This window comes from Levilactobacillus parabrevis, assembly GCF_044051715.1.
In the GTDB taxonomy this organism is placed as follows: domain Bacteria; phylum Bacillota; class Bacilli; order Lactobacillales; family Lactobacillaceae; genus Levilactobacillus; species Levilactobacillus parabrevis.
Window position 1 is genome coordinate 1157978 of sequence record NZ_CP168688.1, and the last position, 21781, is coordinate 1179758.

General features: G+C 49.0%; 11 protein-coding genes. All 11 read left to right on the forward strand.

From position 1 onward, the window contains the following. Positions 1-3 precede the first annotated feature (3 nt). The 11 genes from ACEPSU_RS05555 (at position 4) to ACEPSU_RS05605 (ending at position 21777) form a co-directional block, all read left to right on the forward strand. Positions 4-807, forward strand: coding sequence for an NAD kinase (locus ACEPSU_RS05555; RefSeq protein WP_395361628.1), 804 nt, complete (start codon positions 4-6; stop codon positions 805-807). Beyond that, positions 804-1715 (forward strand): RluA family pseudouridine synthase, encoded by a 912-nt coding sequence (locus ACEPSU_RS05560; RefSeq protein ID WP_395323045.1) that lies wholly within the window; start codon positions 804-806, stop codon positions 1713-1715. The genes ACEPSU_RS05555 and ACEPSU_RS05560 overlap by 4 nt, the downstream gene beginning before the upstream one ends. Before the next feature lie 219 nt (positions 1716-1934). Next, positions 1935-3446 (forward strand): glycosyltransferase, encoded by a 1512-nt coding sequence (locus ACEPSU_RS05565; RefSeq protein WP_395361629.1) that lies wholly within the window; start codon positions 1935-1937, stop codon positions 3444-3446. Positions 3447-3593: 147 nt separating this feature from the next. Next, positions 3594-5111 carry an accessory Sec system glycosyltransferase Asp1 gene (gene asp1, locus ACEPSU_RS05570; protein ID WP_395323047.1) on the forward strand — a complete coding sequence of 506 codons (1518 nt, stop codon included), beginning with the start codon at positions 3594-3596 and terminating at the stop codon, positions 5109-5111. A gap of 30 nt (positions 5112-5141) precedes the next feature. Continuing rightward, a complete protein-coding gene (locus tag ACEPSU_RS05575; RefSeq protein WP_395323048.1) occupies positions 5142-6683 on the forward strand; it encodes a glycosyltransferase family 4 protein in 1542 nt (513 codons plus the stop codon). Between the two features lie 66 nt (positions 6684-6749). Further along, on the forward strand, positions 6750-7616 hold the full coding sequence (locus tag ACEPSU_RS05580) for a hypothetical protein (protein ID WP_395323049.1): 867 nt from the start codon (positions 6750-6752) through the stop codon (positions 7614-7616). Next, the gene (locus ACEPSU_RS05585; RefSeq protein WP_395323050.1) at positions 7613-8482 is read left to right on the forward strand and encodes a hypothetical protein; all 870 of its coding nucleotides are present in this window, start codon (positions 7613-7615) and stop codon (positions 8480-8482) included. Before ACEPSU_RS05580 ends, ACEPSU_RS05585 begins: the two co-directional genes overlap by 4 nt. A 924-nt stretch (positions 8483-9406) precedes the next feature. Further along, the gene (locus tag ACEPSU_RS05590) at positions 9407-18238 is read left to right on the forward strand and encodes a KxYKxGKxW signal peptide domain-containing protein (protein ID WP_395361641.1); all 8832 of its coding nucleotides are present in this window, start codon (positions 9407-9409) and stop codon (positions 18236-18238) included. Positions 18239-18383: 145 nt separating this feature from the next. Beyond that, positions 18384-20024 (forward strand): glycosyl transferase family 1, encoded by a 1641-nt coding sequence (locus ACEPSU_RS05595; RefSeq protein WP_395323051.1) that lies wholly within the window; start codon positions 18384-18386, stop codon positions 20022-20024. Positions 20025-20091: 67 nt separating this feature from the next. Then, entirely contained in the window at positions 20092-20241 is a 150-nt protein-coding gene (locus ACEPSU_RS05600) for a hypothetical protein (RefSeq protein ID WP_395361630.1), read from the forward strand. Positions 20242-20268: 27 nt separating this feature from the next. Further along, positions 20269-21777: a glycosyltransferase gene (locus ACEPSU_RS05605; RefSeq protein ID WP_395323052.1), complete on the forward strand. Its 1509-nt coding sequence runs from the start codon at positions 20269-20271 to the stop codon at positions 21775-21777. Positions 21778-21781: the final 4 nt, after the last annotated feature.

Sequence of the window (21781 nt, forward strand, 5' to 3'; positions counted from 1 at the left end):
GCAATGAAGGTTTCCATTTATGGCAATAACGGCCAGGCCTCAGTGAAGGTCGCGACGGCTTTAAAAAAAGGACTTACGGCGGCTGGAATCGAGCTAGATAGTCTCGATCCAGACATCGTCATCACGGTAGGGGGCGATGGAACGTTGTTATCGGCGTTTCACCACTACAGTGATCGGTTGGATAGAGTACGTTTCGTGGGGATTCATACGGGGCACTTGGGCTTCTATACCGATTGGCGTGATTATGAGGTTCAGGAGCTGATCGATAGTCTGGTCGAAGACAACGGTCAGAGTGTCAGCTACCCGTTGCTCACGATTAAGGTGGAGTATGCGGATGGCACGCATCCCGACAAGGCCTTAGCGTTAAACGAATCGACGATTAAGAAGGTCTCTGGAGCCATGGTGGCCGACGTCTATATCAAGGGCGAGTTCTTCGAAAGTTTTCGAGGGGATGGCCTGTGTATCTCGACGCCGACTGGCTCGACGGCCTACAATAAGGCCGTTGGTGGTGCCGTGTTGAGTCCACAATTCAACGCGATTCAGATGGCGGAAATTGCCTCAATCAATAACCTCGTCTTCAGAACGTTGGGGTCACCACTGATTTTGCCGGCCGATGAGTGGATTCGCGTGGAACCAGCCAGCTCGGCTAATAATGTTTTGATGTGTGACCAGCTGAGCATTGAAGGGCGGCCAATCAAGGCCATCACCTACCAGATTGCACAGCAACGGATTTCCTTTGCGGAGTATCGGCATACGCACTTCTGGCAGCGCGTTGAGTCCTCCTTTATTGGGAGGGACAACGGATGACGGCCTTTGCCTGGCGCGTGACGGGAACCAGCCCAATTCACGTGCGGACGGTCTTAATGGACCACGGGGTGACGCGGACCTTCCTGAAGAAAGTGAAATTTCATGGTGGAATTGTCACTTTGGATGGGGTAGAGGTTCGCGTCATTGCGATGGCTAATCCCGGTCAGACCGTGGGACTACAACTGCCACCAGAGCAGGCAAACGACCACGTTTCAACGTCATTTGCCCCCCTGGAGATTCTCTATGAGGACCCCCACTTTTTAGTGGTGAATAAGCCAGCTGGAATGGCGTCTGTGCCATCGCACCTCTATCCTGATGATACGTTGGCCAATCGCGTCAAAGGGCACCTGACGGCAATTAAGGCCGATAGCACGGTGACCCACATTGTGACGCGACTGGATCGTGAGACCAGTGGCGCCGTCATCTTTGCCAAACATCACTTTGCCCACTCGATTCTTGACAAACAATTGAAGCTACACCAGTTGGATAAACGCTACGTGGCGGTGGCTGCGGGCGTTGTGGCACCGCGTCATCAGCTGGTGACGGCCCCGATTGGCCGCGCGACGGGGTCGTTTATCAAGCGAGCGGTTCGGCCAGATGGACGGCAAGCTAAAACGGAACTCCGGGTGGTTGCGCAGTCGCAGACGGCTAGCCTGTTGGCGGTCAGGCTCCACACGGGTCGGACCCACCAGATTCGCGTGCATTGCGAGTCAATCGGCCACCCCTTGCTGGGGGATTGGTTGTACGGTACGACTACGAATCCGTGGATTCACCGCCAAGCACTGCACTGTGCGCGATTGTCTTTCTACGAACCATTCGTGCAGCGGTGGGTGACGTGTTACGCGCCGTTGCCGAGCGATATGGCGCGGGTGATTCAGCATGAGATTTATGATAATAACATTAGATAGCTAATAGGTCCCGAACCGCAGTGAAAACTGATGGTGCGGGGCTTTTTCGTTTGTAAGTCCGCTTTACTTCCCCGATGGATGTTAGCTTTTTGAGGTGGATTAGTTGCTTGCCAGTTGAATTTGGCTTAAGTTATAATCATAGAATTGCAAGTGCTTTCATTTAAACGGACGGTTACAACGTGTTTGAATGAAACGTTTGCGTAAAGAGGTGAGGGTGTCGTGAATTATTTTGTGGATATGAATTTGGGGTCGGCGGTAACCGGGATTGAAAAAGCCCAGTTTAACCGGATGAAGCTGTTTCAAAAGGCTGGTATGCCGGCAACCTTGGTGTATTTGGCGTATGGGTCACGGTTACATGAACATTTGAAGAAGTTTGGTTTCCAGGGTGTCGGCTTCTCCATGTATGATTACTTTCAAGAGAGTCGCCAGTATCGAGATGTGGGGCATTTTGATTGGCGCCATTATTGGCAAATGACCTGTCATTATCGCTTGCGGGACGTTCCGGATACAAATGACGTCCGGGTGGACAATGAGGATGGGCTGTTTTTGATGTACGCGCATTTCTTGGATAAGGATTATAGCCAAGTTGATTACATTAATTACTTTGATCGTGATCACAACAAGATTCGGCGGGATGTTTATGACAGTCGGGGGTTCCTGAGCCGGACGAGCCTGCTTGCTGAGAATAATCAAGTTAACACGGAACTCTACTACAGCCCGGATCAACAAATCAAAATCATTAAGCAGTGTAAGCCGGTGGATGGGAAGTCTCTGTTGCGGTCGGTGACACTAAAGAACTATGGCCAGCGAGATTACTATTTTAATGATGAAACGGAACTGCAAACGTTCTTCGTCAATGAGTTGGCGCAGGCTGGTGATATTTTCTTCTCCGATCGAAATGGGAAGATGGCGCCGGCACTGGATCGGACGCGCCCAGAAATTAAGATTTGTCCGGTCTTTCACAGTACCCATGTTCGGGCCGGTCAAGATATTGTGACGGGGGCGCTCAAGCGTGGTATTTACGATTATATTCTGGCACATCCAGCCCGGTTTAACGGGATTGTGGTGTCGACTGAACAGCAACGAACGGATCTACTGGCACGCTTCAGTAATCTACCACCGATTACAACGATCCCAGTCGGGTATGCGACGGCTCAGCCGGTTGATGTGATGCGCCGAGACCCGCATCGGATTATTAGTGTAGCCCGCTACTCACCGGAGAAGCAGCTCATGCATCAGGTTAGAGCGGTTGAAGAGTTAATTCCGGAATTTCCGGACATTCAGTTACATTTGTTAGGATTTGGGAATAAAATTAAAAACGAGCTACAAAAGTATATTAATGAACACAGTTTAGGCGACTATGTTTTTCTCAGGGGGTTCCAAAAAGACCTGACGGACGAGTATCGCCAAGCTTCGTTAGCCTTGATGACCAGCGTTGAGGAGGGCTTTTCCCTGTCGACCGTTGAAGAATTGAGCTATGGCATCCCCGTGATTGGTTATGACATTCGTTATGGACCAAACGAAATGATTCACGATGGGGAGAATGGCTTTTTAGTTCCGGCAAATGACCAGGAACAGCTCGTTGAAAAGATGCGAGAATACCTATCTAACAGGGAATTACAGCTGACCTTCATGGGGAACGCCCAGCGCTTAGTCCAGGCGTATTCGCCGACGAAGACGATGGAAAAGTGGGAAAAACTGGTTCAATCTTTGAACAGTCAGCCAAAATAATTTTTTGTGTCAGATAGCAATTGGTTTTAATTATAAAAGAAATTAGGTATAATTGAATATGTCGATGCGTGGCGGTTGTATTTAGATGAGACCGCATACATCAGGAATACGGGAACCATTATTCAAAACGAATGGGAGTGTTGCGCTGTGTATTACTTTGTCAATGAGTATATTCTGCAAAAAAATTCGAGTGTTGAACATACGGCGATGAATCGGGTCAAGTTGTTTAACCACTACAAGGCGCCTGCGAAGATTGTCACGAAGATTTATGATCGGCTACTTCATCGGACGATTGGTGATTTTGGGATAACCGATGATCAAGTCGTGAATATGTTCGATTACTTTCAAGGGGTTACGGACTATACGGACGTCAAGGTCATGACGACGGATAATATTCACATACCAGTTGAGTATGAGGTTACCGTGGGCGCTAACTTTAGCGGGGTAGCTGACGGCGACCGGTTGGTAGGTAATGTTGGGTTCATCCCTGGCACGGTTGGCCGGGTGTTCTACCAAGAATTCTTTGACCCACAGGGCAATCGAATCGGGACTGATCTCTGGGATTGGCGCGGATTTAAGTCAGCGACCCAGTACTTTGGTCAGAATGGCCAATTGATCTTACAACGGTACTACACACCGGCTGGCCAAACGGCGCTGGAGGAGTACTACGCCCAAGATACCGAGGGCAAGCCGCTTCCTTCACGGATAATCTTGAAGGATTATCACGGTGAGGGGGACCGGTTCTTCCAGAATACGGATGATTTATTCAATTTCTTCTTGAACGAATTGAGCAATCAGGATAGCGAGACAACGACCTTTATCGTTGACCGTCCAGGTACTGGGGTCAAACCATTGTTGGCCTTAAATGATGCCTCCCGGAAGTATCTCTACATTCCTATCAACCACGCAGTCAATCCCAATGATCCAGTGCACGCTGACCTGGATGGCTTCTTAGCGCCAGCGTTTGAACACTTTGGTCACTTTGATGGTTTTATCACAGCGACCGCTCAGCAGGCTGAGCATCTGACAACGCGTTTTCCTAAAGCACATGTCTTCTCTATGCCGGCTGTGGCGACGCTACCGTTGTCGAAAGAAGCGACGGAGAAGGTGGCACCAGCGCAGCGGATACCACACAGCTTGCTGTATGTTGGTCGGATTAGTCAAGATAAGCAGATTGATCAACAGCTACGGATGTTTGCTCTCGTCAAGGATCGTGTGCCGGACGCCACGTTCACGCTCTTTGGCTATGGAGATCCCCAGTATGTTTCGGATATGAAGAAGCTCACGGATGAACTTAGGTTGACGGGCAGTGTCTTCTTTAAGGATTACGATGCCAGCTTGGTTGCGCAATATGACCATTATCAGGTCTTGACGAATATGTCGCTAGCTGATGGTGGGCCACTGGCCATGATGGAAGCGCTGATGCACGGGATTCCTGCTGTCAGCTACAAGTTTAATTATGGCCCCGCGGAACTCATTACGGATGGTCAAGATGGCTATTTGATTGATCCAGGTCAGAACTTACAGATGGCCGAAAAAATTGTGGGCTTGTTCACGGATACGGCCAAATTAACGGCGTTTAGTGATGCTGCTTATACCAAGTCGCACACACAGTGGACACGTCGGAAGGTCTGGAATCGTTGGCAGAAGGAGCTCAAAGCCTAACGTAGCGGCTTGAGAAAGGAAGGTCTGGGAATGTATTATTTTTTAAATGACAACATGCAATATTCAAAATCAGGGATTGAGCAAGCCGAAATCAACCGGTTACGGCTATTTGACAAGCATCAGGTTCCGGCTAAGATTGTGACTCGTGTCTTCTCGATGGAGCTCACAAATATCCTGCGGCAGGCAGGCATTGCACGCAAAAACTTTGTGAACTTATTTGAATTCTTCTGCAATAGTGTCGATGTGGAAACCCAATCATTTACCATGAATGATTTTTCCTTACCAGCTAATACTACGACGACGCGGAAGGATAATCAGCTTCAAGTCTTTGCCCAGGGGAAGATGATGATGATCATCTACTTCCGCAAGGACAGTGAAGAGATTAGCAATGTCCAATACTTCGACGTTAATGGCCGCACCATCAAGATGGTGTGGTGGGACGTTCGCGGCTTCAAGTGTCTTGAACAGCTCTTTGACTGGGAAGGCAAAATTTCTCAGGAACAGTACTTCGGGCCGGATGGTCTGGTGCATATTGAAAAGAACCACTACCTCAATCGTGCTGGCAAGGCCTGTGTTTCATGGCGCGTACTGAATTATCGGCAGAGTAATTGGGTCTTTAGTGGGATGAATGAACTCACGCGCTTCTTCTATGATGAGTTAAACACGCAGTCGACAGCCAACGTCTTCATCTGTGACCGAACGGTGGAATGTGACTGGGCACTCTTTCACATGCAGACGCCAGCGTTTAAGGTGCTTCACCTACACAACGACCACGTCAGCGATCCCAGTGACATGTTGCACTCGCCACTGAATAATAACTATACGAATGCGCTGAATAACTGGGACAAGTGGGATGCCGTGATTTCAGCAACGCCAGAGCAGTCGCAAGATATTGTTGACCGCTTTGGGACGGCGATTCCTGCATTTACCATTCCAGTGGGGTATGTGACCGATGAAAAGATTGCTGGCAAGCGGCAGGCGTTTGATAAGCGGCAAAAGGATCTGATTGTTCACGTGGCACGATTGGCGCCAGAAAAACAACAGAATCATTCGATTGAAGCCTTTGCGCAGGTTCATCAGCAATTTCCGGATGCGCGACTTGAGCTCTGGGGTTATGCCAATGGGGACATTGAGAAGAAGTTCAAGCAGCAGGTGGTCGATGCCGGTTTGACCGATGTTGTCAGCTTCAAAGGGTACACGCATGATATTGGAGCTGTCTACGATCGTGCCCAGTTGGGCGTTTTGCCAAGTCGAGCAGAAGGCTTCTCGCTGACGTTGTTGGAAGCGCAGTCTCATGGTGTACCGATGGTCGCTAATGATGTGAAGTATGGGCCTAGCGACATTATCCAGGACGGCAAGACGGGTCTCTTAACGGAGAATGGCAAGCCACAGCAATTGGCGGATGCACTGATCAAGCTTCTCAGTGATCGGGAACAGCTACGGGCATATAGTGATGCGGCGTATGAGAATGCTAAGCGTTACTCCGAGGATGCCGTCTTTGAGCAGTGGCAGCAGTTGCTGGACTACTTTACCAGTTTGACGCAAGACAAGACCGCTGTCGCAGCGGACTAACAGTGAAGGAAACCGCCAAAAACGTTCTTTGTTTGGGCGGTTTTTCTATCTAAGGGGGGTGTTCGGATGCATCGTTCCGGAGAAATTTGGATGGCTGTGATTCTGGGAATTATTTTCTTGGGGTTCCTGGGTTATTGGACCACGCAGCGTATCGTGGGTGGTCCAAACCGGCACTACTATCAGCGAACTAAGACTGATAACCGAGGAACCATTGCCCGTGGGCACTATTCACAAGCAGAATTAGAGGCGCTGGCCCGGTTGACGCATGGTAGCCAGTATCACGGTAATACAAGTCTGGACATTGTCGCAACGAAGTATGTTTATCAGTTGGATGGGAAGCCCCTGCCCAACATTGTGGGTAACGATGGTGTGCTGCAGTTGTTCAATAAATCTAAATTTATGACGACGGCGATGGTGCGCGATGCGGCGGCCTATTGGAATCACCTCGCGGGAGTAAAGATCGTTGCCATCGTTGACAGTCAGCGGCTAAGCGATGAGGTGATCCATGACAACGAGACTCAGCGTGGGGTCTTAGGTAGGCAGTCTTACAACGGTCAGGGCTTGGTGTTTTTCCCGCCCAATTGGCACATGAGTGGTCTCTCAGCTAAGGATCGAAATAATTGGCAGGAGGCGGCGTTGATTCATGAGATTGGCCATGCTTTGGGGATTCCCCACTTGGGCGGTGGTCCCTTGGGTGGGAACGCGGCCAGCGCAGGGATCCTTACAGCAGAATTTATGGCGCCGTGGCGACCGGGGCGTAATCCTTTAGGCGTGCGCAGTACGGCAGCTGATGCGGCGGCACTAGCGCTAGCTGGGTTGAGCTGGCAACAGCCACGAAGGCTGGCGAGCTGGGTACTGACGGATCCAGCGGCTACGGTAATCTACAATCAAGGACGGTTAACGTCAACAATTCCACGGGGGAGTGAATCATGACAAAGTTAACGAAACGATTAGTGCTTCTGTTGGGCCTGGCGCTCGTGGTGGCAGGGGTCTTCATGGGGCTGAATCGGTTGAACGCCTCAATGACTGATGATGCGCACTATTATCAGCGCACGAAGGCAACGAATACAGTCGACGGTGTTATCAATTTAAAGACGTATAAGCAGTCGGAACTTGAGCAACTTACCAAGATTACCCACGGGACGAAATACACGGGGAATCACAGCTTGGATGCAGTTGCCACCCGTCACGTCTATAAAATGGGTGGAAAGAGTATCCGTAACTTTGTGGGGAGCGATGGTATCCTGCAGATCCACAATGAATCCAAGATGATGACGACGCCAATGGTCAAGGATGCCGCCGAGTTTTGGAATTGGGTAGCCGGCTATGACATCGTGCAGGTCGTCGATAAGCCCAAGGCCAGTGATGAGATTATTCATGACGCCAAGAGTCAGGACAAATATATTGGTGGCCAGCAATACGACGGTACGGGGATGAAATTCTACCCGGCAAACTGGAAGAAGAAGGGCTTCACCGCGGCTGAGGACCAGAATAACCGCGAAGCCGTGCTGATTCGCGAGCTGGGCCATGCTCTAGGGATTCCGACATTGGGCGGTGGCAGGACTGGTGGCAACGCTGGTGCGATTGGTTATATTACGCCAGAGGTTATGAGTGTTTGGGAGACGGGTCCCAATATGCTGCCAGCCAACCGTAAGGGCATCCGGAGTACGCCAATGGATGCTGCGGCAATTGCCTTGGCCGGAATCAGTTGGCAGCATCCGCGGAAATTAGGTGCTGCTGTTTTGAAAGGTCAACAGGCAACCGTCATTTACAATAATGGGCAACTTTCAAATAAATAGCGAAGTGGGGATCCAGCATTGGTGAAATAGCCGATGCTGGATCCTTTTAGTTTGTCCACGTAACTAATGGGGATGGCACAACAGTGAAGCTGGAACAAGTATCGTGGAAACTGTGTCATCTCAAACGGGTCCTTACAACTGATTTCACAAGATCTTGAAACAACGAAAATATTTGTGAAAGCAAATGGGCTGGCTTACTTGCAAGCGGGTCTAGCTTAAACTGGTGATGGCGTTGATTATCAGTTGATAGAATGGTCACAATTTGTATGTTACGTTTTTAAACTAATGTGAGTAAATTGGCGATTCAATGCAACCGTGTGCGCACCAGATACTGCCATATTTGCGGATCAGATACTTGCGTTATTGACGGATTTATGGCCAACAAATGGGGCTGATAACGCCAACCCATACAGATTTTTTAATCAAAATATCATAAAAGTTGATAAAAAAAGAAACTAACGAAAGCGCATTCTAAAATGGTATTAGCTGTATATAAAATCTCCCCTCCAAGATGTACAATGCTTACATATGCTTTAATCGCTGATGTAGAAGCGTTCGTAAACTGATGGCAACAGCTAAAAATCTTCTTAAACTATGAAACACAAGCAGTTAATCAGTTGACCTTAAAATTAAAGACTGCTGTTAGAAAATTAGAAGTTTTACTATTTTCGCCGTTTTCTAAGATAGACCAATAATAATTTTATCTTTAAAACAGTATGTATAGTAAATTTATGCTAAAATGATTTTGTTGAAGAGCTCGTTCATAGGGGGAACTCGTTTATATGTACGACCCTTCATTGTAGAAAAGTGTATAGACCATTTACACTTAACTTCTAAACCTGTAGACATGATGCGGAACTAGGAGGCATGTCTATGGCTAACATTTCACAGACAACTTAAGGAGGACGATTAAAAGTGAAATTCATGCGGAATAAAGCTTTTAATGGAGACCCCAAGCTACGTTACAAGATGTACAAGGTAGGGAAGACCTGGGTTTTCGCTGCACTGGCATCATTTTCGCTTTTGGGGGCTGGATCACTGACTGCAAGTGCTGATAGCACTAGTCAGACTGATACCAGTAGTAATGCACAGGTCGTTTCATCAGCAGCAAGCTCAGCAGGCACAGCGGCGGATGAACTAGAGTCGAACGTATCATCAACTAATACATCTGAAGTAACATCTGAGGCTGCTAACTCTTCAGCTAGTGGCGCGGATTCTTCAGCTACTTCTAGCGCGGCTTCATCTGCGGCAACTGCCGTACAAGAGGATGAAGTAGTTGCGACTAGTAGTTATTCAGAAACAACATCTTCAAGTAGCGCGACAACTGAGAGTACATCGGTAGCTGCTATTAGTGCCGACGCTGTACCGACTAATGTTGCCACAACAACATCAGATGCTGTAACTATTGCAGCCAAGGCTGCGGCTGAGGTAAAGACTGATGTTACGTTGAATGATAACGTTACCAAAACGGTTACTAAAGTTGCAACAACTAAAAAGGCTGTCGTCACGCCAGTAGCCGAAAGTATCTCGGTTTCGGTCGCCAGTGCTGATTCAAGCGCAGCTAGTGGAGCTAACAGTACTGCAGCTAGTACAGCTGCCAGCGCTGCTGCTGTTGCCAATTCTGCGGCTAGTAGCGCAGGTAGCTATGCTGCTTTAGTTCCGACTACAGACACAACAAGTGCTTACGCAGCTACGAGTAGTTATGCTGCTAAGACAGTTACCGCAGCAGATATCACCCAGTATTACAACAGTCTAGCCTCAGCTTATAAGCAGGCGATTGCAGATGATAAGGGTGATTCAGATACTAACATTGAAAATTACAGTACGGCTTTGTCTTTGGCCAGCTCAGCTGCCGTTGAGGCCGTGTCATATGCTGATCTCGCTTCTAGTACGGCAGTAGTTGCACGTTCAGCCGCCGCTACTGGTTTGAAGGATCTTGTGAGTGGTGCAAACGAGCCAACGTTCTCAGCCGCTGCAGCCGCTAGTGATGCAGCTGTCTCCGCTTCTGCGGCTGCTAGTAGCGCGTACAACGCGACTCAATACGATAATAGTAACGCTGCTGCAGTTTCTGCTTATGCAACGGCCAGCAGTGCCGCCGCAGATGCTGCCGCGGCATCATCCTTGGCAACATCCTTGGCAAGCGATGCGCAAGCACAGTTCAATCTTGCTTCTAGTGCTGCATTAACCGGGGACTACGAGGCTGCTAGCGGTGCACTTGTTTCAGCAAATTCGATAGCGTCGCAAGGATTAGACGCCTTCAAAGCAGCAAGTACGGCTAACTCCACGGCACAATCAGCGGCTGATACTGCCACGTCGATTGCCGTTAGCGATTCGGCTGTTAAAGCTAATTCCAGTGCCGTCCTGGCAGCGAGTTCAGCAAGTGCAGCAAGTTCATTAGCAACTGAAGCTTCTAGCTACAACGGTACTCAGTCAGAACAATACGCCAGTAGTGCTGCGTCACATGCGACTTTAGCGACATCCAGCGCGACCCTAGCTAGTTCGGCTGCTTCAGCTGCTGCGGTTGCCACGAGTGCTGCCGATGCGGCCTCGTTAGCCCGGGTTGCCAGTTCAGCCGCCGTCGATGCTAATGCATCATTGCAGGGTGCCTCAAGCGCCGCTTCACTGGCTGCTGCTTATGATACGAATACTAATGGTGGGCAAGGTTCAACCGATAGTGATCAAAATGCTGACGGTATTACGACGAACAAGATTACTGCATCAACGACAGCTGTTGGGGTTGGATCGACAACAACGTTCACGAACACCATGACCTTGGGTACGTACGATAATGGTTTCCTTGGTGGTGGGACGCTCACATACAAATTGTCTGGTTCGGCACAATATACTTGGTATATGTCTACCAATGGAAAAGACTGGACTGTAGTAAACACGTCATCCGTTTCCAGTACGTCATCGACGTATACGCCGACGTTTGATTCTGCTGGAACTTACTACTTCCAATTAGTCGTTAGTGGAACGAAGAAAGCTTCTAATCTTATGGGAGGAGGGAATACAGCAACGTTCTCCACAGCTTCTAATATTGTCACAGTTGTGGTATCAGATGTTAACGGGAATTACACGAACCAAGCATCGAGTGCCGCTGCTGCAGCTGCAGCTTCTGCATCGAGTGCTACTGAAATGGCTAGTGTTGCGAATTCATCATACAATCTGTTGTCCAGCACAATAGATATTAGTCAAGACAATGACATTAGTATTTGGTCATACGCTGGGCGCGCGAGTGATGCAGCATCCAATGCTTCGTCATATGGAGTATTAGCTGCAAACGCCGCCACAGCAGCTGCCGAAGCAAGCAGTCTCGCCGCTGAAAATGAAACGGCTAGAAATTACTCTGCGGCTTCTTCCTATGCTGCCGACGCGATTACCGCACAAAATGCTGCCAGCTCTTACAATGTTCTGGTGAGCTCTGCGGCTTCTCAAGCGGCTTTCTACATTGATCTAGCATACAATGCGGCGACAGTGCAAGGCTCCGCTGGTAGCTACTTGGCTTCTAGCTATGCAGCGACCGCTTCGTCCGCTGCTAGTGCAACGAATATTCAAGCAGAAATTGCAAACTCTAATGCAGCCGATGCAGCTAATGCGTTTGCTTCGGCTCCGGATTACCAAGATTTAGCTTCTGCAGCTAATGCAGCTGCAATTGCGGCCAATTCGGATGCTGCATTCTATGCGAGCTCAGCAGTTGAGGTTTCTAAGAGGGCTGCTTCTTATGCAGCTGAAGGAGATCTGGATCATGCTAAAGCTCAGGCCAACAACGCATTGACACTTCTTGAATTTGCAACGAATTCCGCAAGTTCAGCAGCAAGTTCAGCGAGTCTGGCTACTAAAATCATTGTGGAAGCACAATCCTCAGCAACTAGCGTGACCGCGGCATCGACTGCAGCAATTGATGCAGCTGCCACGGCATCTGCTCAAGTTGCAGGCTCCACAGCTGCATCCTTAGCTGCAGCAATGACGCAAAACACAAGTCTCGGGGCTTCATACGTGAGTGCAGCCGCAAGCTACGCACAAGATGCACAGTTTGCTGCAGCGACTGCTGACGCAGCAAATAATGAAGCAAACAACTACATGTCAATGGCGTCCTCAGCGGTTGCTGCTGGTAACTTTGCCATGGCAAGTGAGTATTCAACGGCCGCAGATGCAGCGTTAGTCTCATCTGAACAGTTAGGTTCGACTGCAACAGTTGCTGCTGCAAATGCAACTGAAGCAGCAAAGTTTGCAGTTATGTACTCTAATAACTTGGGATCACACCAAAGTAAACCATCAAATGATGCTTGGTCATTGCTTGGGGTTATTATCTCGGGTGGATTTACGCAGCAAGCAGCTGCAACGACCTCAACAACGTCTGGCAAGACAATTACGTTAAGTAACAGTGCCTCAACTGGACTGGGTGCCATCAATGCTTCGCATACGGCTACATGGTATGTTCAGATTAACGGAAAGTGGCAAAAGATTAACGCTGTTGGGAGTGGCTTATTAAACTCTTCAACACAAACCGGTACGATCAAAGACGAAAAAGGTAAGGTAGTTGCGGATTACACATTGACTGATACCACGCCTTGGTATGCGGGTGCAGCCTCAGCCGCAAGTACGCTTTCTGTAACGATTGCAGATGACTTTACTGGATCATTGGCTTTCCAATCCTCCGCAAGTTTCCTTGGAACGAGCATAGTAACTGGTTCCTTCTGGAGTAAATTATCTGCGGTTGACGTTTATGATAGTGAAATTCCAGCAACTGGTATTTCAATTTCTGGTGATGACTACATTCTGAATAGTTCTGATACTCATACGACCGGGAACTACACGGTTACCACCAATCCTGGAAACGCAACTGGAGATATCACCTGGACGAGTAGCGATGAATCTATTGCTACGGTTAACAGTGATGGGACAGTTACACCAACGTCTGCAACTTCTGCTGGTAAGATCATTATCACGGCTACGATTACGAACGCTGATGGGACGACGTTCTCAGCAAGCAAAGAAGTTATGGTCGGTAATGGTTTAGCAGATAAGAATGCGAACACGGGTGATCAGTTCACTTGGGCACCGGAGATGGAGACCAGTGACTCGGACAGTAGCTTAACTTATCAATGGTATTACTCAGCAACGGCCGGTACGCAAGGATCTGCAATAGCTGGTCAGACAAACTCTGTGTTAAGTATTGATGAGATCACTGCTGTTCATCAGGGGTACTACACACTTGTTGTGACCGCAACTGTTGATGGTAAGACCTCAATCAGTACGTTAGGACAAGCTTACTTGGCAGTTGATTCTAGTTATACTAACGGATCTTCATCATCAGCAAGCTTAGCAACTGACGCTGCAAATGAAGCTGCACATTATGCTAGCGTTGCTAATTCCTATGGGGATGTTGCGCAGCAATATGCGGACAATGGTAAAAACGCCAGCTCATATGCTAATTTAGCAACCGAAGCAGCTTCGACAGCTACCTCAGCAGCCTCAGCTGCACAATCAGCCGCAGAAGCAGCCTCAGCTGCACACTCTTCAGCTTCATCTGCTGAAGCCGCGGCGGATAACTCAGCTGCATCTAGTTATGCAAAACAAGCCTCCGAAGCAGCCTCAGCTGCTCAAAAGTCTAAGGATGATGCATCAAGTGCAGCATCTGATGCTCATTCATATGCCAATCAAGCAATTGTAGCTACGGATGACAGCGATTCCGATAGTGACTCAGATTCTGACAGTGATTCGGACTCCGACAGTGACTCCGATTCAGACAGTGACTCCGACAGCGACTCAGACTCAGATAGCGATTCGGACTCCGACAGTGACTCCGATTCAGATAGTGATTCCGATTCCGACAGTGACTCCGATTCAGATAGCGATTCGGACTCCGACAGTGATTCTGATTCCGACAGCGACTCAGACTCAGACAGTGATTCCGATTCTGATAGCGACTCAGACTCAGATAGCGATTCAGATAGTGACTCGGATTCAGACAGCGATTCCGACTCAGATAGTGACTCGGATTCAGACAGTGATTCCGACTCAGATAGTGACTCGGATTCAGACAGTGATTCCGACTCAGACAGTGACTCAGACTCAGACAGTGATTCTGATTCCGATAGCGATTCAGACTCCGACAGTGACTCTGACTCCGACAGCGACTCCGATTCGGACAGTGACTCCGATTCAGACAGTGACTCTGACTCAGATAGCGACTCCGATTCTGACAGCGATTCCGACTCAGACAGCGACTCCGATTCCGACAGCGATTCCGACTCAGATAGTGATTCCGACTCAGATAGTGATTCGGATTCCGATAGTGATTCCGACTCAGATAGCGACTCGGATTCAGACAGCGACTCGGATTCCGATAGTGACTCCGATTCAGACAGTGATTCTGACTCGGACAGTGATTCCGACTCAGATAGCGATTCGGACTCCGACAGTGACTCTGACTCGGACAGTGATTCTGACTCGGATAGCGACTCGGATTCAGACAGTGATTCCGATTCAGACAGCGATTCGGACTCCGATAGTGACTCTGATTCCGACAGTGACTCAGACTCAGACAGTGATTCTGATTCCGATAGTGATTCCGACTCCGACAGCGACTCAGACTCAGATAGTGATTCGGATTCCGACAGTGATTCGGACTCTGACAGCGATTCGGACTCCGACAGTGATTCAGATTCCGATAGTGATTCAGATTCGGATAGTGATTCCGACTCCGACAGTGACTCCGACTCCGACAGTGACTCGGACTCCGACAGTGATTCCGACTCAGACAGTGATTCCGATTCCGACAGTGATTCGGACTCAGATAGTGATTCGGACTCCGACAGTGACTCCGATTCTGATAGCGATTCAGATTCAGATAGTGATTCGGATTCCGATAGCGATTCCGACTCAGATAGCGACTCAGATTCCGACAGTGACTCCGACTCGGATAGCGACTCAGATTCCGACAGTGACTCCGACTCCGACAGCGATTCAGACTCCGATTCCGACAGTGACTCGGATTCTGACAGCGATTCAGACTCAGATAGTGACTCCGACTCAGACAGTGATTCCGATTCCGACAGTGACTCTGACTCAGACAGCGATTCAGACTCGGACTCCGATTCCGATAGTGACTCGGATTCTGACAGTGATTCAGATTCCGACAGTGACTCCGACTCAGATAGTGATTCGGACTCCGACAGTGACTCCGATTCCGATAGTGATTCGGACTCAGATAGCGATTCCGACAGTGATTCCGACTCAGACAGTGATTCGGATTCAGACAGCGATTCAGACTCGGACTCCGATTCCGATAGTGACTCGGATTCTGACAGTGATTCAGACTCGGACAGTGATTCAGATTCCGACAGTGACTCCGACTCAGATAGTGATTCGGACTCCGACAGTGACTCCGATTCCGACAGTGACTCTGACTCAGACAGCGATTCAGACTCGGACTCCGATTCCGATAGTGACTCGGATTCTGACAGTGATTCCGACTCAGACAGTGATTCGGATTCCGATAGTGACTCGGATTCAGACAGTGACTCCGATTCTGACAGCGATTCGGACTCAGACAGTGACTCCGATTCCGATAGCGATTCCGACTCCGACAGCGACTCGGACTCAGATAGCGACTCGGATTCCGATAGTGATTCAGACTCAGATAGCGACTCGGATTCAGACAGTGACTCCGATTCTGACAGCGACTCAGACTCAGATAGTGATTCTGACTCCGACAGTGACTCCGATTCCGACAGTGACTCAGACTCCGACAGTGACTCAGATTCCGACAGTGACTCCGACTCCGACAGTGACTCCGACTCCGACAGTGACTCCGACTCGGACAGTGATTCCGATTCCGATAGCGACTCAGACTCCGACAGTGACTCCGATTCCGACAGTGACTCCGACTCCGACAGTGATTCTGACTCGGACAGTGATTCCGATTCTGATAGCGATTCGGACTCCGACAGTGACTCTGACTCCGATAGCGACTCTGATTCCGACAGTGATTCTGACTCCGACAGTGACTCCGATTCCGACAGTGATTCCGACTCCGATAGTGATTCTGACTCCGACAGTGACTCGGACTCCGATAGCGACTCTGATTCCGACAGTGATTCTGACTCCGACAGTGACTCCGATTCCGACAGTGATTCCGACTCCGATAGTGATTCTGATTCCGACAGTGATTCGGACTCTGATAGCGACTCTGATTCAGATAGCGACTCTGATTCAGATAGCGACTCCGATTCTGATAGTGATTCAGATTCGGATAGCGATTCCGATTCTGATAGTGATTCAGATTCCGACAGTGACTCCGATTCCGATAGCGATTCAGACTCCGACAGTGACTCGGACTCAGACAGTGATTCTGACTCCGACAGCGACTCGGATTCCGACAGTGACTCGGATTCCGATAGCGATTCAGACTCCGACAGTGACTCAGACTCAGACAGTGATTCGGATTCTGACAGTGATTCTGACTCAGACAGTGATTCGGATTCAGACAGTGATTCGGATTCAGACAGTGATTCCGATTCGGACTCCGACAGCGATTCGGACTCAGACAGTGACTCCGATTCCGATAGTGATTCAGATTCCGACAGTGACTCCGATTCCGATAGTGATTCGGATTCCGACAGTGACTCGGACTCAGACAGTGATTCGGACTCAGACAGTGATTCCGATTCCGACAGTGATTCCGATTCTGATAGCGATTCCGACTCCGACAGTGACTCGGACTCCGACAGTGACTCCGATTCCGACAGTGACTCAGACTCCGATAGTGATTCGGACTCCGACAGTGATTCGGACTCCGACAGTGATTCAGACTCTGACAGCGATTCCGATTCCGACAGTGATTCTGATTCAGATAGTGACTCCGACTCGGATAGTGATTCCGATTCTGATAGCGACTCCGACTCCGACAGTGATTCTGATTCCGATAGTGATTCCGATTCAGACAGTGATTCGGACTCCGACAGTGATTCGGACTCCGACAGCGATTCCGATTCGGACAGTGACTCCGATTCAGATAGTGACTCCGACTCCGACAGCGATTCTGACTCCGACAGCGACTCCGATTCCGATAGTGATTCCGACTCCGACAGCGATTCTGATTCCGATAGCGATTCGGACTCCGACAGTGACTCCGACTCAGATAGTGACTCAGATTCTGACAGTGACTCCGACTCAGATAGTGACTCGGACTCAGATAGTGATTCCGATTCTGATAGTGACTCCGACTCCGATGGTGACTCTGATGCTGACGGCGGATCCGGTTCAAATGGTGGCAACGGGTCTGGTTCGAACGGCGGTGGTTCAAACGCCGGTGGCGGAAGTAATGGTAGCAGTTCAAACGGTGGCGGTACGACTACCGGCGCTGGTACTGGAACGACTGGTACCGGGTCAAACACTGGAACGACCGGTGCCACGGCAACGCCAATGGGGTACGCAGCGAGTGCAACGCCAACAACTGGTGACGGTACGCAACCAGCTGTAACAAACTTGGCTAGTCCAAATGCTGACAATGACAAGGCTTCGGCTAGTGATTCGTCAGACAAGAAGACGGCTGATAAGTCTACTACCTCGAAGAGCGGGGCGGCTGCCAATCCATCAACTGGTAACGATGCTGATTCCGGTCAAAACTCTCAAAACGATGGGAATAACCTGACGCTTTGGGGCTCCATCCTGGCAGCTATTGCGGCTGTGACCGGTGGCTCATGGTGGTACTTCGGTGGCAAACGTGGTAAGCATGGTGATAATTAACAATCGTTATCACAAAAGTAGCAAATAGTAACAAAATGGTTTAAAAGTGGGTATACTTGATTTATATCCAGACGGGTCCCCTTTGGGTCAAACTGGGGGGACTCTTATATTAGAAAAATAATTAATGTGAGGGGCGGTTCTATCCATGAAAAAGGCAGTGATTAAGGAACTTCGTGAGGCGCTTACGAGGCTTGGAACAACTAAGGATCAAGCAACGGGAAAGGTGACTTTAGCGCTGTCTATATCGGATAAACGTCACCGTGCCAAGACGTCATTTATACGGGCAACTAGTTTCGATCAGGCTTGGAAGACGGTTACTGAAACTTTGGCGCCAGCTCCCCAAGAATCTTGGGTTCGGATTGAGACGGTCAACAGTTTTCAGCGGCGGCTACTAGTGGACTTACAACAGGATTTGAAAGTCATGACCCGTATGAACTTTTGGCGTCGTGGTGTTAGCTTCGATCCGGAGCTAAAAACAGCGTTACTTGAGATGGAGATTAATGGCCATGAGTTCTTTCATCCAGGTAAGGATCACCAGGTTGGTAAGAACGCGTCAGATATGTGGATTGACTTTAAGGCGATTGCCGATTACCTACAGGAACGAGATGGCCAAGATGTGCCAGACTTAGCGGCAAGCCAGTACATCTGGAGTTTTACGACGATGGGGATCTTCACTGACGGACAACAGATTTGGCCGCTGGCTACACGCGAGGATGGGACGACTGGCGTTCGGTTACTACAGAACCCTAAGCAAGAGATTCAGTCGTATTTGACGGCAGGAGAAGCCTACCTGGCTCGGCAGATCGATGACGATGGTAAATTTGTTTACGGTTACTTTCCAGCGATGCAACGGGTATTGACTAACTACAACAGTGTCCGGCATTTCTCGTCAATTTATGCGCTGATGGAAGCGATTGCGGCGACCGGAAATGTGGCAGATATCGAAAAGGCACGAACGGCTTTGCAATGGGGGATTGCGCATCTGACAGTAGTGAAAGATGATGCTTGCTTTGCGATTGAACACCCCAAAAATGGCACGCCAGAAATCAAATTGGGCGCACAGGCCATGTTGATTCTCGCATTGTGCAAGTATCAAGAGGTCGCTAAGGATTCACAGTTTGAAACGGTTGCCCGTCAAGCCTTTCGTGGAGTCGTTGCTTTCCGCCAGCCAACGGGTCGTTTCAATCACGTCTTGAACCCCGATTTGACGGTTAAGGATAGTTTTCGGATTATCTATTATGAAGGAGAAATTGCCTTCGCTCTGATTCGGTTGTTCGAATTAACTGGTGATGCCGACATTGGTCAACAGGCACAACAGACGCTGAACTTTATGGTTGAAAATGACTTCGGCAAGTACCATGATCACTGGATTGCTTACGCGACGAATGAGGCGGTACATGCTTTCCCTGCCAACCGAGATTACATGGCGATGGGGTTGAAAAATGCCTTCAGTAACTTAGGCTTCATTGAGGCCCAGGTTAGCCCACATCCGACCCGGCTGGAGTTATTGAATGCTACGGTGCGGCTGATCGATGTTATTCGGCGGACGGATAACGAAGACTTATTGGAAAAGTATGACGTGCAGCATCTACGGGAAGTCTGGCAACGGCGAGCCGAGCATGAATTAGTAACCGGGGCTTTTGAGCCTGAAGTGGCGATGTTCTTCTATCGCCCAAGTAAGTTTTACGGGGGCTTCTTCACGCGTAACGACCATTTTCGGACCCGTATCGATGATTGCGAGCATTTCCTATCAGGTTTGATTAACTACGACAACTACAAATATTAGGAGGCGACGGCCAATGATTATCTTAGCGAATATTTTTGCCTACAAGAAAGTTCAAATGTTTATCAGAATGTCTATTTACATTGTATTGGGGATCGTAGTCTTGGTCGTGCGTCATCATAATAAAAAGAAGACTCGCAAGCGCATGGATGAGAAGACAGAATACATGATGAAACATACTAAAAAGGATGCGAATGGCAAGTATCCGTGGGAAATTTAACGGTGAATTCGAATTGGGGGTAGTAGGATGAATTACTTTGTGGGGGCGTATTTGAATGCCAAGTTGACTGGTATCGAGAAGGCCCAAGTCAACCGAATCAAGTTATTTGCAGATGCAGGTTGGCCTGCACGCTGCATCTACACGAAATACAATCCTAAAATCCATGCCAACGCGGCCAAGTTCGGTTTAGAGGGTCAGTGCTTCACGCTCTATGACTACTTTCAGGAGGCAACTGACGATCAACTAGCTCCGGCTAAAGACTGGGTGGATTACTGGGAAACGACTTGTCACTTTCGCTTAGAGTTCGTGGATATTGCGCCAGATATTCGGATTTTTGATGAGCAAGATCGTTATGTGGCTTACGTGCACTTCAACGATAAGGAGTATCAGCGCCCAGACTACGTAAATTACTTCGATAGTGATCACCAGAAGATCAAACGGGACCTCTATGATTCACGTGGCTTTCTGAGCCAGACTAAGTTCTTAAAGGAGCAACAGCGGGTTCAGGCCGAGATCTTTTACAATCGTGAGGGTCAGGTCAAAATTGAACGGACCTATCGTGAGATTGATGGGAAGACGGTGCTGAAGCGGATTATTCTGAAGGATTTTCAACAACGTGATTGGTTCTTCGATACCGAGGAGGAGTTCCAGACCTTCTTCTTCAACACGCTATATGAAGATGGCGATGTTTATTTCTGCGATAAGAATGGGTATATTGGGCAGGCGATGGCGAACACCGCCGCTAACGTTAAGGTGTGTGCGGTCTTCCATAGTACGCACGCCCGTGAACAAACCGACGTCGTGGGGTCCAAACTGAAGAGTTCCTACCGGGTGCCGTTATCGCAACCGGAGAAGTTTGACCGATTCGTGGTCTCAACTGCCCTTCAGAAGCAGGATCTATTGGCCAGATTTGATCAATTGCCACCGATCGACGTCATTCCAGTGGGGTACATCCAAGCGAATAAAGTTAGCCTACGAAAAAAGCAGCCACATCGAATCATTGGGGTTGCGCGATTCTCACCGGAAAAGCAGGTGCTTCACCAGATTAAAGTGGTCGAACGATTAGTCGATGAATTTCCTCATGTCGAACTCCACCTGTTTGGTTTTGGCGGACAGGCCGATGAGCGACAATTGCGCGATTACGTGGCCGACCATGACTTAGCGAAACACGTTTTCTTCCGGGGATTTGTAACGGATCTTTCCGCTGAATACGCTCAGGCCTCACTGGAAATGGTAACGAGTAATGAAGAAGGATTTTCATTGGCGACCCTTGAAGCGTTGAGCTTTGGGGTACCCGTCATTAGTTATGATATTCGTTATGGACCAACCGAAATGATTGAGGATGGCGTTAACGGTAACCTAGTCGAGCGCGATAACGTGGATATTCTTTATTGGAAGGTTCGCTCGTATTTGCGCGATGCAAAGTTACAGAAAACCTATATGAAGAACAGCCTGCGACTGGCTAAACGTTACACAGCGGCGGCAACCACGGAGAAGTGGCGAGCCTTGCTGACTAGTTTGCAGGATCAACATTAGTTGC

What these genes read in the sequence shown, in the direction of transcription:
- ACEPSU_RS05605 (WP_395323052.1), top strand. Translation starts at nt 20,269, where the DNA reads ATGAATTACTTTGTGGGGGCGTATTTGAATGCCAAGTTGACTGGTATC.
- ACEPSU_RS05595 (WP_395323051.1), top strand. Translation starts at nt 18,384, where the DNA reads ATGAAAAAGGCAGTGATTAAGGAACTTCGTGAGGCGCTTACGAGGCTT.
- ACEPSU_RS05580 (WP_395323049.1), top strand. Translation starts at nt 6,750, where the DNA reads ATGCATCGTTCCGGAGAAATTTGGATGGCTGTGATTCTGGGAATTATT.
- ACEPSU_RS05600 (WP_395361630.1), top strand. Translation starts at nt 20,092, where the DNA reads ATGTCTATTTACATTGTATTGGGGATCGTAGTCTTGGTCGTGCGTCAT.
- ACEPSU_RS05555 (WP_395361628.1), top strand. Translation starts at nt 4, where the DNA reads ATGAAGGTTTCCATTTATGGCAATAACGGCCAGGCCTCAGTGAAGGTC.
- ACEPSU_RS05585 (WP_395323050.1), top strand. Translation starts at nt 7,613, where the DNA reads ATGACAAAGTTAACGAAACGATTAGTGCTTCTGTTGGGCCTGGCGCTC.
- ACEPSU_RS05590 (WP_395361641.1), top strand. Translation starts at nt 9,407, where the DNA reads ATGCGGAATAAAGCTTTTAATGGAGACCCCAAGCTACGTTACAAGATG.
- ACEPSU_RS05560 (WP_395323045.1), top strand. Translation starts at nt 804, where the DNA reads ATGACGGCCTTTGCCTGGCGCGTGACGGGAACCAGCCCAATTCACGTG.
- ACEPSU_RS05575 (WP_395323048.1), top strand. Translation starts at nt 5,142, where the DNA reads ATGTATTATTTTTTAAATGACAACATGCAATATTCAAAATCAGGGATT.